General features: G+C 61.2%; 15 protein-coding genes. 5 read left to right on the forward strand and 10 right to left on the reverse strand.

Annotation, left to right across the window (positions count from 1 at the left end; translation table 11 throughout):
• Window positions 1-162: 162 nt before the first annotated feature.
• The 9 genes from JZ00_RS06435 to bioB form a co-directional block, all read right to left on the reverse strand.
• Window positions 163-1959, reverse strand: coding sequence for an acyl-CoA dehydrogenase C-terminal domain-containing protein (locus JZ00_RS06435; protein ID WP_039590706.1), 1797 nt, complete (start codon window positions 1957-1959; stop codon window positions 163-165).
• A gap of 92 nt (window positions 1960-2051) precedes the next feature.
• A complete protein-coding gene (locus JZ00_RS06440) occupies window positions 2052-3341 on the reverse strand; it encodes a GGDEF domain-containing protein (protein ID WP_039590705.1) in 1290 nt (429 codons plus the stop codon).
• Window positions 3342-3563: 222 nt separating this feature from the next.
• Window positions 3564-5369, reverse strand: a complete 1806-nt coding sequence (locus JZ00_RS06445; protein WP_039590703.1) for a phenylacyl-CoA dehydrogenase — start codon at window positions 5367-5369, stop codon at window positions 3564-3566.
• A gap of 277 nt (window positions 5370-5646) precedes the next feature.
• The gene (locus JZ00_RS06450; RefSeq protein ID WP_039590701.1) at window positions 5647-5943 is read right to left on the reverse strand and encodes a hypothetical protein; all 297 of its coding nucleotides are present in this window, start codon (window positions 5941-5943) and stop codon (window positions 5647-5649) included.
• Between the two features lie 119 nt (window positions 5944-6062).
• Window positions 6063-6743: a dethiobiotin synthase gene (bioD, locus tag JZ00_RS06455; protein ID WP_039590699.1), complete on the reverse strand. Its 681-nt coding sequence runs from the start codon at window positions 6741-6743 to the stop codon at window positions 6063-6065.
• Entirely contained in the window at window positions 6740-7552 is an 813-nt protein-coding gene (bioC, locus tag JZ00_RS06460) for a malonyl-ACP O-methyltransferase BioC (RefSeq protein ID WP_039590697.1), read from the reverse strand. The genes bioD and bioC overlap by 4 nt, the downstream gene beginning before the upstream one ends.
• The gene (locus tag JZ00_RS06465; protein ID WP_039590696.1) at window positions 7545-8276 is read right to left on the reverse strand and encodes an alpha/beta fold hydrolase; all 732 of its coding nucleotides are present in this window, start codon (window positions 8274-8276) and stop codon (window positions 7545-7547) included. The genes bioC and JZ00_RS06465 overlap by 8 nt, the downstream gene beginning before the upstream one ends.
• Window positions 8269-9447 carry an 8-amino-7-oxononanoate synthase gene (bioF, locus tag JZ00_RS06470; RefSeq protein WP_039590694.1) on the reverse strand — a complete coding sequence of 393 codons (1179 nt, stop codon included), beginning with the start codon at window positions 9445-9447 and terminating at the stop codon, window positions 8269-8271. The genes JZ00_RS06465 and bioF overlap by 8 nt, the downstream gene beginning before the upstream one ends.
• 89 nt (window positions 9448-9536) lie before the next feature.
• Entirely contained in the window at window positions 9537-10592 is a 1056-nt protein-coding gene (bioB, locus tag JZ00_RS06475; RefSeq protein ID WP_039590691.1) for a biotin synthase BioB, read from the reverse strand.
• A 90-nt stretch (window positions 10593-10682) separates the two neighbouring features.
• Between bioB and JZ00_RS06480 the strand changes: the two genes are divergently transcribed.
• The 5 genes from JZ00_RS06480 (at window position 10683) to rarD (ending at window position 16320) form a co-directional block, all read left to right on the forward strand.
• Window positions 10683-11423: a ComF family protein gene (locus tag JZ00_RS06480; protein ID WP_039590688.1), complete on the forward strand. Its 741-nt coding sequence runs from the start codon at window positions 10683-10685 to the stop codon at window positions 11421-11423.
• 55 nt (window positions 11424-11478) lie between these two features.
• Window positions 11479-12243 carry a TOBE domain-containing protein gene (locus JZ00_RS06485; protein WP_039590686.1) on the forward strand — a complete coding sequence of 255 codons (765 nt, stop codon included), beginning with the start codon at window positions 11479-11481 and terminating at the stop codon, window positions 12241-12243.
• Between the two features lie 67 nt (window positions 12244-12310).
• Complete coding sequence (locus tag JZ00_RS06490; protein WP_039590684.1) at window positions 12311-14206, forward strand: PhoX family protein; 1896 nt, start codon at window positions 12311-12313, stop codon at window positions 14204-14206.
• A gap of 117 nt (window positions 14207-14323) precedes the next feature.
• On the forward strand, window positions 14324-15298 hold the full coding sequence (locus JZ00_RS06495) for a serine/threonine protein kinase (RefSeq protein WP_039590683.1): 975 nt from the start codon (window positions 14324-14326) through the stop codon (window positions 15296-15298).
• Window positions 15299-15432: 134 nt separating this feature from the next.
• A complete protein-coding gene (rarD, locus tag JZ00_RS06500) occupies window positions 15433-16320 on the forward strand; it encodes an EamA family transporter RarD (protein WP_039590681.1) in 888 nt (295 codons plus the stop codon).
• Between the two features lie 217 nt (window positions 16321-16537).
• On the opposite strand, the gene JZ00_RS06505 is transcribed toward rarD, so the two are convergent.
• Window positions 16538-17056, reverse strand: coding sequence for a glycine cleavage system transcriptional repressor (locus JZ00_RS06505; protein ID WP_039590680.1), 519 nt, complete (start codon window positions 17054-17056; stop codon window positions 16538-16540).
• Between the last annotated feature and the right edge of the window lie 433 nt (window positions 17057-17489).

Below are 17489 nucleotides of genomic sequence, written 5' to 3' on the forward strand. Positions count from 1 at the left end.
TAGGAAAGCGGTTTCGCAATGGCCCCGAGTGTACCCCAACAACTTTTGCGACACATAGGGTCAACCCATGACTGTTTTGTTATTTTTAGTCACTGCGAAAGCATGGATGTCTATCGTGGCGAGGGTGCTTGCTCCCTCACCACGAAGAAATGTTTCAGCCCATCAAAGCGCAAACAACTCCGCCGGCAACTTCATCAGGCATTCGCTTCCCGCCTCGATTGCAGCCCGATGGCTGGCCGTACGCGGCAGCAGGCGCTTGAAGTAAAACTCACAAGTCACCAGCTTCGCCCGGCAGAAATCCGCGTCCCCGTCGCCACCGTCGAGTTGCGCCTGGGCCACCAACGCCATGCGCAACCACAGGTAAGCCAGGATGATATAGCCGCTGTACATCAGGTAATCCACCGAGGCGGCCCCCACCTCGTCGGGATTTTTCATGGCAGCCATGCCGACCTGGGTCGTCAATTCGCCCCATTGCTGGTTGAGCCCGTCCAGTTGCGCAACGTATGCCTTGAGCTGTGGGTGCCCGGCATTGGCGGCGCAGAACTTATGGACGATTTTGGTGAAGCCACGCAGCAACTTGTCTTGGCTGCCCAGCACCTTGCGTCCCAGCAAGTCCAAGGCCTGGATGCCGTTGGTGCCTTCGTAGATCGGCGCGATTCGACAATCGCGCACCAGCTGCTCCATGCCCCACTCGCGGATAAAACCGTGGCCGCCGAAAATCTGCATGCCGTGGTTGGTCACTTCCAACCCCGTGTCGGTCATGAAGGCCTTGCAGACTGGCGTGAGGAAAGCCAACAGGTCTTCAGCCTCCTGGCGGGCGGTTTCGTCGCGGCTCAAGTGCGCGGTGTCGAGCAATTGCGCAGTGAAATACGTCAGCGCCCGGTTGCCTTCGTTGAAGGCCTTCATCGTCAGCAACATCCTGCGCACATCAGGGTGAACGATGATCGGGTCGGCGGCTTTGTCCGGCGCCTTGGGGCCGGTCAGCGAGCGCATCTGCAAACGATCGTTGGCGTATTTGATCGCCCCCTGGAAACTCGCCTCGCCCAGGCAAAGGCCCTGCATGCCGGTGCCGAGGCGCGCATGGTTCATCATGGTGAACATGCAGTTGAGGCCCTTGTTCGCCTCGCCGATCAGGAAGCCCTTGGCACCGTCGAAGTTCAGCACGCAGGTAGCCGAGGCCTTGATGCCCATCTTGTGCTCGATCGACCCGCAGGAAACGCCGTTGCGCTCTCCGGCCTCGCCCGCGGCGCCAGGCAGGAACTTTGGCACGATGAACAACGAGATGCCCTTGGTCCCGGCGGGCGCATCCGGCAGTTTGGCGAGCACCAGATGAATGATGTTGTCGCTCATGTCGTGCTCGCCGGCGCTGATGAAGATCTTGCTGCCAGTCAGCGCGTAGCTGCCGTCGGCCTGGGGCACGGCGCGGGTCTTGATGATGCCAAGGTCAGTGCCGCAGTGGGCTTCGGTCAGGCACATGGTGCCGGTCCACTGGCCGGCGGTGAGTTTGCTGAGGTAGGTCTGCTTCTGCTCCTCTGTCCCATGGGCGTGGATGGCCGACATCGCTCCGTGGGTCAGGCCGGGGTACATGCCCCAGGACGTGTTGCTAGAACCAATCATCTCGCTGATGACCAGGCCCAGGGAACTGGGCAGGCCCTGGCCGCCGTACGCCGGGTCCGCCGCCAGGCCGTGCCAGCCGCCTTCCACATATTGAGCGAACGCCTGCTTGAAGCCTGCCGGCGTCGTCACCACGCCGTTGTCGAAATGGCAGCCCTCTTCATCACCCGGGCGATTGAGAGGCGCCAGCACGTTCTCACAGAACCGAGCGCCTTCCTCCAGAATGGCGCTGACCATGTCCGGGCTGGCATCGCTGGCACCCAGTTCGGCATAGCGGCCATGGAAATCGAAGACGTGGTCGATCAAAAAGCGCATGTCGCGCAGCGGAGCTTTGTACTCGGGCATGGTGGTTTTCTCCGGTAGCAGATTCATTCCAACCTACTGCCGGCCATCGTGGCCCACAATCACAGTCCAGGCGCTGAATGCGCCATCATCACTCAACCCGCGGCGGCTTCCATGCGCACTGCGCCGCGACGATTCTGCCCATAGGCAATTACACAGTTTCGCCCCGCGCCCTTGGCGTTATAGAGCGCTTGGTCCGCCGATTTGAGCACCTCTTCGGGCGTGCGCTGCTCGATGCGCTCGGCCACGCCGATGCTGACCGTCACCGATACGCTGGAGGCGCCAGCGCCGGCCCGACGCTGGCGACCTTGTTGATCGTCCTGGGGACGGCTGTCGGGGTTGCGCAGTTGAATCGCGTAGGTCTCGATGGACTGGCGGATGACTTCCAGGTGGGGCATGCACTCATCGATGGTCTTGCCCGCGAACACCAGGGCGAACTCCTCGCCGCCATAGCGATACGCCCTGCCGCCACCGCCGATCTTCGACAGCTTGCTGGCCACCAGGCGCAGCACTTGGTCACCGACATCGTGGCCATGGGTGTCGTTGAATTTCTTGAAATGGTCCACGTCGCTCATCGCCAACACATAATTGCGACCCAGGCGCTGCATGCGTTCGTTCAATGCACGACGTCCCGGCAGGCCGGTGAGTTCGTCACGAAAGGCCATTTGATACGCCTCGTGGGCGACCGCCGCGGCAATCATCAACATCACCTGGCTGCACATGATGTTCAGGGTGAACGGCAAGATGAATGTCTTCGGCAGCATCCAGAACAACCCGAGCAGCCCCACCAATTGCGCGGCGTGCAGCGGCCGGGGGTTGCGCCAATATTGCCAGGCCAGGAGCAGGAATGCGGCGGCGAACATTGGGTAGGACAACTGAATCAGGCTCATCCAGGCGCCATACAACGCGGGCCAGCGGATCTCCGAAAGCCACAACAGCAATGCCTGTGGAAAACTTTGCTCCAAGGCCAGCGCCACGCTGCCGAAAACCAGCAACACCGCGAACCGCGCCACCATGTCCTGGAACAGGTGGGTGCGCTCCTGCCACGCCGCGAACAGCCCGAACAACAGCGGCAGCAACAGGCAGACGAGATGGAACACCACCGCCGCGTCTTCACGCACCTTACCGTTATCGCGGTAGAAATCGGTCTGGGTATCCAGCAGGAAGTAGGCGATGTACACCGTGACCATCAAAAACAGTTCACGTTGACGTCGGTAGACGGCGCAATACGCCCCGCCCAGTAGCAACACCAAGGTAGGAAGCACGTTGAACAGGGAGGTAAAGAAGACGTTGAGATCCTTGACGTAGGCAGCCGCAAGCCCCGACAACAACAGTAGCAGTGACGGTAGGAAATGGCTCAGGCGTACAGCGGAAGAACGCGGCAAGGGTAAAGCTCCGACCCGACTGATCAAAGAGGGCATTGTGCACGTGAGATGTGACCGATGTCACACTGCCATCGCTGTAACGGCAGAGGCCGGAGTTTTCTTAAGGCTCTGTTGGATGAATATTGTTTCAGGATCGCTATCGATCTCTCTGGGGATTTAGGGCAGCCATGAAAAAGCCGCTGCTCCCTGAGAAGCAGCGGCTTGTGAAGAACCGCCTAAGGCTTAGTAGCCCAGCGCGAAGTCTTCTTCTTTCATGTCCATCAGGTTGTTGGCGCCCGACAGCATGGTGGCCACGTGGGTACGAGTTCGCGGCAGGATGCGCTGGAAGTAGAAGCGCGCGGTCTGCAGCTTGGCCGTGTAGAACGCCTCTTCGCTGGTGCCAGCTGCGAGTTTTTCCGCCGCCAGGCGCGCCATGTCGGCCCAGAAGTAAGCCAGGCAGGCGTAGCCGGAGTACATCAGGTAATCCACCGAGGCCGCGCCGACTTCTTCGCGATCCTTCATGGCCGCCATGCCGACCTTCATGGTCAGCTCGCCCCATTCCTTGTTCAACGCAGCCAGGGGTTCGACGAACTCCTTGACCGCTTCGTTGCCTTCGTTGCCCTGGCAGAACTTGTGGACGATCTTGGTGAAGCCCTTGAGCGCTTCGCCCTGGGTCATCAGTACTTTGCGACCCAGCAGGTCCAAGGCCTGGATACCAGTGGTGCCTTCGTACAGCATCGAGATACGGCTGTCGCGTACGTTCTGCTCCATGCCCCACTCGGCAATGAAGCCGTGGCCGCCGTAGATCTGCACGCCGTGGTTGGCCGACTCAAAGCCGACTTCGGTCATGAAGGCCTTGGCGATCGGGGTCATGAACGCCAGCAGCGCATCAGCCTTCTTCTTCTCTTCTTCGTCCACGCCGTATTTGACGATGTCGACCTGCTTGGCGGTGAAGTAGACCATCGCCCGGTTACCTTCGGCGAAGGCTTTCATGGTCAGCAGCATGCGACGCACATCAGGGTGCACAATGATCGGGTCGGCGGCCTTGTCCGGCGCTTTCGGACCAGTCAGGGAACGCATTTGCAGGCGGTCGCGGGCATATTTCAGGCCGCCCTGGAAGCCGATCTCGGCGTGGGCAAGGCCTTGCAGTGCGGTCCCCAAGCGTGCGGTGTTCATGAAGGTGAACATGCAGTTCAGGCCTTTGTTCGCCGGGCCGATCAGGAAACCGGTGGCCGCGTCGAAGTTCATCACGCAGGTGGCGTTGCCGTGGATGCCCATCTTGTGTTCCAGGGAACCGCAGCTCACGGCGTTGCGCTGACCCACGGTGCCATCGGCGTTAGGCAGGAATTTGGGCACGATGAACAGCGAGATGCCCTTGGTGCCAGCCGGTGCGTCCGGCAGGCGTGCCAACACGATGTGGACGATGTTGTCGGCCATGTCGTGTTCGCCGGCAGAAATGAAGATCTTGGTGCCGGTTACTTTGTAGGAGCCGTCAGCCTGAGGCTCGGCCTTGGTACGCAGCATGCCCAGGTCGGTGCCGCAGTGCGGTTCGGTCAGGCACATGGTGCCGGTCCATTCGCCGGACACCAGCTTGGTCAGGTAGGCCTCTTGCTGCTCGGGCGTACCGTGCTCGGAAATGGTGTTCATCGCGCCATGGGACAGGCCTGGGTACATGCCCCACGACCAGTTGGCTTCGCCGACCATCTCGCTGATCGCCAGGCCCAGGGACTCCGGCAGACCTTGACCGCCGTGCTCTACGTCGTGGGCAAGGCTTGGCCAGCCACCTTCGACGAACTGCTTGTAGGCTTCCTTGAAGCCGGTCGGCGTTTTCACACCGGACTCGCTCCAGGTGCAACCTTCAAGGTCACCCACGCGATTCAGCGGCGCCAGTACCTGCTCACAAAACTTGGCGCCTTCTTCGAGAATGGCGTCAACCATGTCCGGAGTTGCGTCCTGGCAAGCCGGAAGGCTCTGATAATGCGCTTCGTAGCCAAGCAGTTCGTCACGAACGAAGCGAATATCACGCAAGGGGGCCTTGTAGTCAGGCATAGCGATAAACCTCTGCTGATGTAACCGGGAATGAATGACCGCGGCGAATTGTTGTGACGGTCAAACAGGTGTTTGAAACATACGTTTACGCCCAAATCTTGTCAAGCGTCGATCTTTTGCCGTTCGTCATCAGCTTAAAAAAATGGCGGACACGGGAAATTCCATCGCAATGAAGAATTCGCAATGCGCGTAGGAAAAGATTAGTTGAGCAATAGGACGTTAGAGACAAGAACGCCGCGAATAATCGCGGCGTTTTCGTGAATCTGGAAGAACAGGGTCAGGCAAACGTATCGATCAATGTACCGAGCATTTCGTCGGATGCCTTGGCGACGTTCACGCCCAATTGCACCTGGAACTTGCCCTGGGCCAAGTCGACCATGTTGCTGGCCAGGTCTGATTGCTGGCTGCGATCCACTGACCGCAAGCGATCGACCTGTACCTCGGACGACTGGCTGGTGACCGAACGCTCGATCGTGTTGTTGGCGATCTGGCTGGAGGCCTGATCGACACGGTTCTGCCCTGTCTGAATCGTGCTCAGACCGGCATAGAACGCGGTGTTTCCTGAGATTTCCATGGCGGGGCTCGTCTACTTGAAGGGGTCGACATCGGCATTGAATCAGATGGCTAGGCAAAAGGCCCGACAAAAACACTAATGGCACAGTGCCTTGTCATAGGCAAAACCTTGGCGAAATATCAGTCAAGCAGATCCAATTGCAGGTGTCCGGCCACCGCTTCGGCCGTCACGCTCTGGATTCGCGCCACCCTGCCCAGGCACGGCGCTGGAAGTCGTTCGGCCAGGGTTGCCAGGTTTTCCTCCAGGCGAGAGGTGGCCGGGTCGATGATATTCGCGACCCAACCGGCAAGCGGCAAGCCGTCACGGGCGATAGCCTCGGCGGTCAGCAACGCATGGCTGATACACCCCAGGCGCACGCCCACCACCAGGATCACCGGCAAGTCCAACGCAATTGCCAAGTCGGAAAGATTGTCCTGGCCGGACAGCGGCACGCGCCAACCGCCCGCGCCTTCAATCAAGGTGAAATCGGCGCCCAGCGCCAGCACTTCGCGCATCGGACTTAGCAGCGACTGCACCGTCAACGCAACACCCGCCTCCCGGGCAGCCAAGTGCGGCGCTATGGCCGGTTCGAACGCCACCGGATTGACCTGCGCATAAGTCAACGGCACCGAGCATTCGGCCAGCAGCGCCAAGGCATCAGCGTTGCGCAGGCCCTTGGGCGTCACGTCGCAGCCAGAGGCCACGGGCTTTCCGGCTGCCGTGCTCATGCCGGCTTGTCGCGCTGCGTGCAGCAGGCCCGCTGCAACGGTGGTCTTGCCTACATCGGTGTCGGTGCCGGTAATGAAATAGGCCTGGCTCATAGCGGTTTCTCCAATACGACGTAGACCACTTGGTAGGTCGCCGGCAGCCCTTGTGCCTGACGAAACTGCTCATAGGCTTCAACCAGCGCAAGGATCCGCGCCCTGCCCGTCAAGCCGCCAGGGCGGCCAGGGTTCAGATTATGGGCACCCAGTGCTTTCAATTCGTGGGTCAGGCTGCGCACATCAGGGTAATGCAATACATGGGGGCGATTTTCAAGGCTGACGACATTCAGCCCGCTGTCCGCGCAGAGCTGTTGATACGTCTCGAATCCACGGAAACGGTTGACGTGCACCATGCCATCCACCTGACGCCAGCTGTCGCGCAATTCGTACAAAGTGCCCGCGCAGAGACTGCTGAAGGCGAACACTCCGCCCGGTTTCAAGACCCGATGGGCCTCGCTCAGCACCGAAGCAAAATCGGCACACCACTGCACCGCCAGGCTGGAGAACACCAGGTCGCAACTCGCCGCCTGCAAAGGCAGCCGCTCGGCATCGCCGGCAATAAAATGCGCGGCGCCACCTTGGGGACGAGCATGATTGAGCATACCTTCGGCGATATCCAGCGCCAGGCCGCTGTCTTCGCCGAAACGAGCACCCAACGCGCGGGTGAAGTAGCCGGTGCCGCAACCCAAGTCCAGCCAACGTTGCGCAATGAACGAGGGCGACAAGCGCCCTAACAACTGTTGGCCGACGTCGCGCTGCAACTCGGCCACGCTGTCATAGCTGGCTGCCGCCCGGGAAAACGAAGCCGCCACCTGGCGCTTGTCGGGCAAGGCGTCGGGCACACGGGGAAGAGACAAATCAGTCATCACCGGACTCATGCAAAAAAGCCTGGATCGCCGCCGCTACACCGTGCGGGTCCTCCAGAAGGAATCCGTGGCCGGCCTGTTCGATCAGACCGATTTCGACATCCGGCAGCAACGCCAGCAACTCGCCCGCCGCCTCGGCCGGCACCAAGGCGTCGAGCCCGGCAAACAGATGCAGTTGCGGACCACGAAAACTCTGCAACGCGGTGCGCGTGTCCAATTGCGCGAGCAATTCGAGCCCGGCCATCAATACTTGCGGCGAAGTGCCCGGCGCCCCGGCCAGCAGCAGTCGTGACAACCCGCGCGGATCGCTGCAGCCCTGGGCACAGAGCAGGCTGAAACGCTTGAGGGTCTGGCGTGGGTCGGCCGCACACCCTGCAAGAAATCCGTCGAAGGTCTCGCCGGCCATTGCGCTCGGCCATTGTTCATGGGCGACGAAAGACGGATTACTGGCCAGAGTCAGCAAGCCGCAACAGCGCTCGCCCCGCCGCGCCGCCAATGCCGAGGCCAACATGCCGCCCAAGGACCAGCCGCCGACCCAGGCGTCCTGAGGCACAGCGGCGTCCAGTTCGTCGAGCCACTCATCAGGATCGCTCGACAGCAATGCCGGCAGCGGCTCGACTTCTACGTGCAAGTGTTCGTCGAGCCCTTGCAGGGCCGCCGCCAGCGGCTCCAGCGGAGAAACGCCCAGACCCCAACCGGGCAACAGGATCAGTCGATCACGCATGGCTTGGCTCCGGTCCCAGTTGGACAAAACACTCTGCCAGTGCCTCTAACAATAGTTGCACCTGGGCTTCGCTGTGTGCGGCCGTCAAGGTGACCCGCAGGCGGGCGCTGCCGGCCGGCACGGTGGGCGGGCGGATTGCCGTGACCATCAGCCCGCGCTCACGCAACATCTGCGACAAGCACATGGCCCGCCCCGCATCGCCAATCAGGATCGGCTGGATAGGCGTGAAACTGTCCATCAGTTGCAAACCAATCTGCTCGGCGCCTTGGCGGAACTGACGGATCAGCCGCTGCAGATGCTCTCGTCGCCAATGTTCGCTGCGCAGCAGTTCCAGGCTCTTGAGCGTCGCGCAGGCCAGGGCCGGCGGTTGGCTGGTGGTGTAGATGTAGGGGCGTGCGAACTGGATCAGGCTTTCGATCAGTTCTTCACTGCCCGCCACAAAGGCACCGGCGGTACCAAAGGCCTTGCCCAGTGTGCCGACCAGCACGGGCACGTCTTCCTGGCTCAGGCCGAAATGTTCGACGACACCGCCGCCGCTAACGCCCAACGTGCCGAAACCGTGGGCATCGTCGACCATCAGCCAGGCGCCCTTGGCCTTGGCTTCACGGACGAGGGCCGGCAAGTCGGCGATGTCGCCATCCATGCTGAACACCCCATCGGTGACCACCAAAGTGTCGCCCACGGCTTTTTCCAAGCGTTGGGCCAGGCTTCGGGCGTCGTTGTGCAGGTAGCGATTGAAACGCGCACCGGACAGCAACCCGGCGTCGAGCAGCGAGGCGTGGTTAAGACGATCCTCCAGCACTGTGTCGCCCTGCCCCACCAGCGCAGTGACCGCGCCGAGATTGGCCATGTAGCCCGTGGTGAACAGCAACGCCCGCGGGCGCCCCGTCAGGTCGGCCAAGGCTTCTTCCAGGGCGTGATGCGGGCCGCTGTGACCGATTACCAGATGAGATGCCCCACCCCCGACGCCCCAACGGGCCGCCCCGGCGCGCCAGGCTTCGATCACTTGCGGATGATTGGCCAGGCCCAGGTAATCGTTGTTGCAAAATGCCAACAACGGCCGGCCGTCCACCACCACTTCCGGGCCCTGGGGGCTTTCAAGCAGCGGGCGCTGGCGATAGAGATTGTCGGCACGACGGGCAGCCAGGCGTGCGGCGAGATCGAAGGGCATGCAGGCCTCGGGGTGAACCATTTATTCAAGACAGATAAATCCAATGCGGGAGCGGGCTTGCTCGCTCCCACACCTGGTTTTGCGTGAACTCAAACAGCCGCGTTATAGAACTGCTCGCTGCTCTTTTGCTCCACCAGCGCCTGTTCGATTGCCGCCTGGTGCACCTCATCGGCATGCTCTTCGCGGGCTTCGGGCTGGATGCCCAGGCGCGCGAACAATTGCATGTCCTTGTCGGCTTGCGGGTTGGCGGTGGTCAGCAGCTTATCGCCGTAGAAAATCGAGTTCGCGCCGGCAAAAAACGCCAGGGCCTGCATCTGCTCGTTCATCGCTTCGCGGCCGGCAGAGAGGCGTACGTGGGATTTAGGCATCAGGATCCGCGCCACGGCGAGCATGCGGATGAAATCGAAGGGATCGACGTCCTCGGCATTCTCCAGCGGCGTGCCGGCGACCTTCACCAGCATGTTGATCGGAACCGATTCCGGGTGCTCCGGCAGGTTCGCCAGTTGGATCAGCAGATTGGCGCGGTCGTCCAGGGACTCGCCCATGCCCAGGATGCCGCCGGAGCAGATCTTCATCCCCGAGTCACGCACGTAGGCCAGGGTTTGCAGGCGCTCGCTGTAGGTGCGCGTGGTGATGATGCTGCCGTAGAACTCAGGCGAGGTGTCCAGGTTGTGGTTGTAGTAATCCAGGCCGGCCTGGGCCAGTGCTTCGGTCTGCTCCTGGTCGAGGCGACCCAAGGTCATGCAGGTTTCCAAGCCCATGGCCTTCACGCCCTTGACCATCTCCAGCACGTAAGGCATGTCCTTGGCCGACGGGTGCTTCCACGCCGCGCCCATGCAGAACCGGGTCGAACCGATGGCCTTGGCGCGCGCGGCCTCTTCGAGGACCTTCTGCACTTCCAGCAACTTCTCTTTTTCCAGCCCGGTGTTGTAGTGGCCGGACTGCGGACAATATTTGCAATCTTCCGGACAAGCGCCGGTCTTGATCGACAGCAGCGTGGAAACCTGGACGCGATTGGCGTCGAAGTGCGCGCGGTGCACGGTCTGCGCCTGGAACAGCAGGTCATTGAATGGCTGAACGAAGAGTGCTTTGACTTCGGCCAAAGACCAGTCATGACGCAGGTTGGCAGTGGTGCTGGCGCTCATGGGCATTTCCTTGATTATGCTTGGCTGGCGCCTTGGGAATCGAATACCCACAGGCGCGACACGGATGTTCGGCATATTTAAGGAAGAGTCATGCGCTGTCAACCACGATACAAATTACCGGTTTACATCTGGTTAAAAAACAAACAACCATGCCTTTTATGCGGTGAGACCACCGACACACCGCAACCCATCTGCACGCCGTGCGAAAGCGAACTGCCTTGGCTCGGCGATCAGTGCAGCGTCTGCGCACTTCCGCTGCCCACGCCCGCACTTCGCTGCGGCCAATGTGCTACGCGTCCTCCGGCCTTCGAACGGGTCGTGGCGCCATGGATCTATGACTTCCCGGTGGACACCTTGGTCACGCGTTTCAAGCATCAGGCGAAGTGGCCGCTTGGACGCTTGCTCGGCGAACTGTTGGCGCAGTCGGTCCAGCATCATTTTGATGAAGGGCTGGAGCGACCCGATGCGCTGGTGCCGGTGCCATTGGCGGCTCGACGATTACGCCAGCGCGGGTTCAACCAGGCGACATTGCTGGCCCGCTGGCTGAGCGGGCCGCTGGAAATACCTTGCGAAGAAAACCTGCTGCAACGCGTCCAGGACACGCCTGCACAACAAGCCCTCGACGCCCCGGCAAGACGTCGGAACCTGCGCCACGCCTTCGCCCTGGCGCCTGGCGCCACCTTGCGAAACCGTCACCTGGCGCTGGTGGACGACGTGCTCACCACAGGCGCGACGGCCCAGACGCTTGCACGCCTGCTGCTAGACGCTGGCGCCGCCCGGGTCGATGTGTATTGCCTGGCTCGAACGCCGAAACCCGGCGACCCGGCTTGACGCGCAGCGGCCGAGGCGCCAACGTCCAGGCATCAAATCCTGCGCAGCCCTTGTCATGTCATTGCCTACACTCCTGACCCAGCACATCGTCCGCCGACCACAACGCATTGCGCTGTTGCAGCACATCGCCGAGCAGGGCTCGATCACCCGGGCGGCCAAGAGCGCCGGGCTGAGCTACAAGGGAGCATGGGATGCGATCGATGAGTTGAATAACCTGGCGGACCGGCCACTGGTCGAGCGCAGCGTTGGCGGCAAGGGCGGTGGTGGCGCAAAGCTGTCGGAGGAAGGCTTGCGCGTGTTGCGTCTTTACCAGCGCCTGCAAACCTTGCAGGCGCAACTTCTGGAAGCCAGCGAGGACGCTGGCGACCTGGGCTTGCTCAGTCGCCTGATGCTGCGCACCAGCGCCCGAAACCAATTGCATGGCAAGGTCTTGACCATCACAGCCCAGGGCCACAACGATCACGTGCGCCTGGAACTGGCCCGCGGCCTGGTCATCGAAGCGCAGATCACCCACGACAGTACAGTGCGCCTGGAATTGGAGATCGGCACCGAAGTGGTCGCCCTGATCAAGGCCGGCTGGCTGGAGCTGTACTCCGCCGATCAGCCGGAGGATTCGTCGACCAATAACCTCCAGGGAATCATCGAACACATTGCCATCGCCGAGGACGGGCCCAGCGAAGTGCGTATCGGGCTGCCCAACGGCCAGACCCTTTGCGCACTGGCCGCCCCATTTCAATTGGCTGAGCGAAACCTGGCCGCAGGTTCAACGGTGCAGGTGCGGTTTTCTTCGACAAATGTGCTGCTCGGCACACCGCTGTAGAGCGCTGAAACATAATCTTCATCGACCCGCTTTAAGGTGACTGCCAAAACCAGCAGGGAGCCTGATGATGAGCCTATTAGAAGAAAACCAATCCACCGACCTGGAAAAGATCGTCGGCCTGAGCCGTCGCAGTTTCATCGGCGCTGGCGCCTTGTGCGGCGCGGCGATGTTCCTGGGCGGCAACCTGCTGAGCCGCAGCGTCATGGCGGCCGCCGTGAGTGAAGGCAACAAAAGCATGCTGGGCTTCAACAGCATTGCTGCCTCCACCGCCGACACCATCACCTTGCCGCCAGGCTACAAAGCCTCGGTGCTGATCAGTTGGGGCCAGCCACTGAAGAAAAATGCACCGGCGTTCGACCCCAGCGGCAATGGCACCGCCCGTGCTCAAGAAATGCAGTTTGGCGACAACAACGACGGCATGAGCCTGTTCGAATTCCCCGGCGACAAAAACCGGGCGCTGTTGGCGATCAACAACGAATACACCAACTACCAATACCTGTTCCCTCACGGCGGCCAACCGCAATCGGCCGAAGACGTGCGCAAGGCCCAGGCCAGCGAAGGCGTGTCGGTGATCGAAATCCAACGCCGTCGCGGCCAGTGGCAGTTCGTCCAGGACTCGCGTTACAACCGCCGGATCCATGGCAACACGCCGATTCGCCTGCGTGGCCCGGCAGCCGGGCACGACTTGCTGAAAACAAGTGCCGACAAGAGTGGCAAGAAAGTGCTCGGCACTTTCCAGAACTGTGCCAACGGCATGACCCCGTGGGGCACCTACCTGACCTGCGAAGAAAACTTCACTGACTGCTTCGGCAGCAGCAAGGCGGACCTGCAATTCGACGCGGCACAGAAACGCTATGGCGCGACCGTCGCCAGCAGTGAAATCAACTGGCACTTGCACGACCCGCGTTTTGACCTGGCGAAGAACCCCAACGAACTCAACCGCCACGGCTGGGTGGTGGAAATCGACCCGTTCGATCCAGAATCCACGCCGGTCAAACGCACCGCCCTGGGCCGTTTCAAGCATGAAAACGCGGCCCTGGCGCAGACCAATGACGGTCGCGCTGTGGTGTACATGGGCGACGACGAACGTGGCGAGTTCATCTACAAGTTCGTCAGCCGCGAGCGCATCAACCATCGCAATGCCAAGGCCAACCGCAACCTGCTGGACCACGGCACGCTGTACGTAGCGCGCTTCGATGCCGGCGACGGCAACCCGGACCATCCCAAGGGCAAAGGCCAGTGGATCGAACTGACCCATGGCAAGAACGGCATCGACGCCAGCAGCGGTTTCGCTGATCAGGCCGAGGTGTTGATCCATGCACGCCTGGCCGCCACGGCCGTGGGCGCCACACGCATGGACCGTCCGGAGTGGATCGTGGTCAGCCCCAAGGACGGCCAGGTCTATTGCACCCTGACCAATAACTCCAAGCGCGGCGAAGCTGGCCAGCCGGTGGATGGGCCGAACCCTCGGGCCAAGAACGTCTACGGGCAGATCCTGCGCTGGCGCACCGACCGCGACGACCATGCTTCCAAGACCTTCGACTGGGACCTGTTCGTGGTCGCCGGCAACCCGACGGTACACGCCGGCACGCCGAAAGCCGGATCGTCCAACATCAACCCGCAGAACATGTTCAACAGCCCCGATGGCCTGGGCTTCGACAAGGCCGGGCGGTTGTGGATCCAGACCGACGGAGACTCGAGCAACGCGGGCGACTTCGCGGGCATGGGCAACAACCAGATGCTTTGCGCCGACCCCAACAGTGGCGAAATCCGTCGCTTCATGGTCGGGCCGGTAGGCTGCGAAGTGACCGGCATCAGCTTCGCGCCGGACTACAAGACCCTGTTCGTCGGCATCCAGCATCCCAGCGGTGGCTCGACCTTCCCTGAGCACCTGCCCAACGGCAAGCCGCGCTCCTCGGTGATGGTGATCACCCGGGAAGACGGCGGGGTCATCGGCGCCTGACGCTTCGTGGCGAGGGAGCAAGCTCCCTCGCCACGAAGTCTCAACGATCAATCCTGACTGCTTTGCGCTACCATGCTGGGCCGGACGCGGCAGCCCTGCCGCTGCGCAGGAGTCAGCATGTCCCATCCGTTCGAAACCCTCACGCCCGACCTGGTCCTGGATGCCGTTGAAAGCATCGGCTTTCTCAGCGACGCCCGGGTGTTGGCCCTCAACAGCTACGAGAACCGTGTCTATCAGGTGGGCATCGAAGATGCCGAGCCGCTGATCGCCAAGTTTTATCGTCCGCAGCGCTGGACCAACGAAGCCATCCTGGAAGAGCACCGCTTTACCTTCGAACTGGCCGATCACGAAGTGCCCGTGGTGGCGCCGCTGATCCACAACGGTGCCAGCCTGCATGAGCATGCCGGGTTTCGTTTCACCCTGTTTCCCCGACGAGGTGGCCGGGCACCGGAGCCAGGCAATCTCGATCAGCTCTATCGCCTGGGCCAACTGCTCGGGCGCTTGCATGCGATCGGAGCCACCCGACCGTTCGAGCACCGTGAAGCACTGGGCGTGAAGAATTTCGGACATGACTCGCTGGAAACGGTGTTGAACAGCGGTTTCGTCCCCACCAGCCTGCTACCGGCCTACGAGTCGGTGGCCAGGGATCTGCTCAAGCGTGTCGAAGATGCCTACGCCGCCACGCCACATCGGAACATTCGCATGCACGGTGATTGCCATCCCGGAAACATGATGTGCCGGGACGAGGTGTTCCACATCGTCGACCTGGACGATTGCCGCATGGGCCCGGCGGTTCAGGATTTGTGGATGATGCTCGCGGGTGATCGCCAGGAGTGCCTGGGGCAGCTATCGGAATTGATGGACGGTTATCAGGAATTCCATGACTTCGACCCGCGCGAGCTGGCGCTGATCGAACCCCTGCGCGCCCTGCGCCTGATGCATTACAGCGCCTGGCTGGCGAGGCGTTGGGATGACCCGGCGTTTCCCCGCAGCTTCCCGTGGTTTGGCAGCGAGCGTTATTGGGGCGACCAGGTGCTGGCTCTGCGCGAGCAACTGGCGGCGCTGAATGAAGAGCCGTTGAAGCTGTTCTGACCGGACTGCATTCCAACAGTAACTGAAACCTGTGTGGGCCTGCGGTGGAACTACTTCCCAGCAAGGTTCACAGCAAAACTGGACAAATTTCCTTACAATCACTCTTTTGTTAGCTGCCTAAGCAAGGACTCTGCATGCAAGCCGCCAACCCGCGTCGCGGGTACATCCTGGGCCTGAGTGCCTACATCATCTGGGGTCTGTTCCCGATCTATTTCAAAGCCATCGCCAGCGTCCCGTCGGTGGAAATCATCATCCACCGAGTGCTCTGGTCCGCCCTGTTCGGCGCGGCCTTGCTGATGGTCTGGAAACACCCGGGCTGGTGGCGCGAGCTGCGGGACAATCCGCGGCGCCTGGCGATCCTGGCCCTGAGCGGCACGCTGATCGCTGCCAACTGGCTGACCTATGTCTGGGCTGTGAACAACGGGCGAATGCTCGAAGCCAGCCTGGGTTACTACATCAATCCGCTGGTCAACGTGTTGCTGGGCATGTTGATCCTCGGTGAACGGCTGCGGCGCATGCAATGGCTGGCGGTAGGATTGGCGGCGGTCGGCGTGGCCCAGCAGGTCTGGCAAGTGGGCAGCCTGCCGTGGGTGTCGCTGATGCTGGCACTGACTTTTGGCTTCTACGGGCTGATCCGCAAGCAAGCGCCGGTCAAGGCCTTGCCCGGGCTGGTGGTGGAAACCTGGATGCTGGTGCCGATCGCCATCGCCTGGCTGCTCTTCAACCCGACCGCCACCAGCGCCCAAGCCGCATTCTGGACCACTTCCGAAGCGTGGTGGCTGGTGGCGGCCGGTCCGGTAACACTGGTGCCACTGGTGTGCTTCAACGCCGCGGCGCGACACTTGCCGTACACCACGTTGGGTTTCTTGCAGTACATCGCCCCGACCCTTGTGCTGCTGCTCGCTGTGCTGCTGTTCGATGAACACTTGTCCTCCAGCACCCTGGTGGCATTCCTCTTCATCTGGGCCGGCCTGGCGGTGTACAGCATAGATGCCATGGTCGGCATGCGCCGCCGCGGCTGATCAAAAAACGCACACATCTCTACAGGCCACGCCCAGCGTGGCCTGCGCCAATCGATCCCAAGGTTATCCACAGCGTGGTCCCCGCCGTTTGTGCACAAGCCATTGAAAATTGGTGATTTTTTGACCATGACCCGCTAAGGCCCGACCGGCCTGGGCTGGCGATGGGTCTCTACAGGTTATCCACAGGCAGGCACAGTTTTTCCTTGGATAACCCGCGTCATGTCTCGTCGCTGAGTTTCAACTCGACCATCAATTCATCAGCCAGGTTTTCCAGGCATTCCTGCAATGTGTCCAACGAAAGGGTCAACGGCACGCCAAGGATCGCCTCGGCATGAAACAGCTGCTCGCTGCTCATGGGCGCGGGTCGGACGTGAGTGATCAAGCGCTCGACGTTCACACCCTGCTCGCTTAGCAGGCGAGTGATATCGCGCACGATACCCGGACGGTCATTGCCCACCAGTTCCATCGCGATAGGTTTCCAGGTGCAGGACTCTTCGATCGCATTCTCAGCGATCAACACACGAATGCCTTGGGCCGAAAGGCCTTGGAGGGCTTCGATCAACTCCTCATGGGACTCGGCCGGAACGCTGAGACGCAGGATTCCAGCAAACTGCCCGGCGAGTTGAGACATGCGGCCCTCCAGCCAGTTTCCGCCATGCTCGGCGATGCATTGGGCGATTCGCTCAACCTGCCCCGGTTTATCGGGGGCGAAAATGGTGATGACGAGATGGTCCATGACGCAGCCCTGTAATGGATGGAACAGACAGTATAGGCAAGGCTGCACGGCACGGAGGCGGAGCCACATTCAAGTTAATGTGTACAGTTGTTGAGATTTATCTGGAACAATCCATCTGTTTTTTGAGAACATCCCGTTCCGCGCTGTGACTGTACTGCTTTAGTCGGTCGCGGAACGACGCAATTAGTCTAATTTTCACAAGCGCAACTGATCATGTAGTATGCCGCAGCGCGCACTACATAACGGTAGCGCATGCTGTTTTACCGATGTCTGCCCAGGCAGGTCGCATCCCTGTAAAGCCCCGTCAGCAAGGCTTGATCACCCAGCCGCCAGCGATGGCATGTACTGGTCCAGGGGTTTGTGGTTTAAATGTCCCGAGGCTTCATTGTCAAAATCGAAGAGCTGAAAAGCGAAATAGCTGAGCAGAGTGAGG

Origin of the sequence: Pseudomonas frederiksbergensis (genome assembly GCF_000802155.2) — a bacterium.
Classification (GTDB): domain Bacteria; phylum Pseudomonadota; class Gammaproteobacteria; order Pseudomonadales; family Pseudomonadaceae; genus Aquipseudomonas; species Aquipseudomonas frederiksbergensis_A.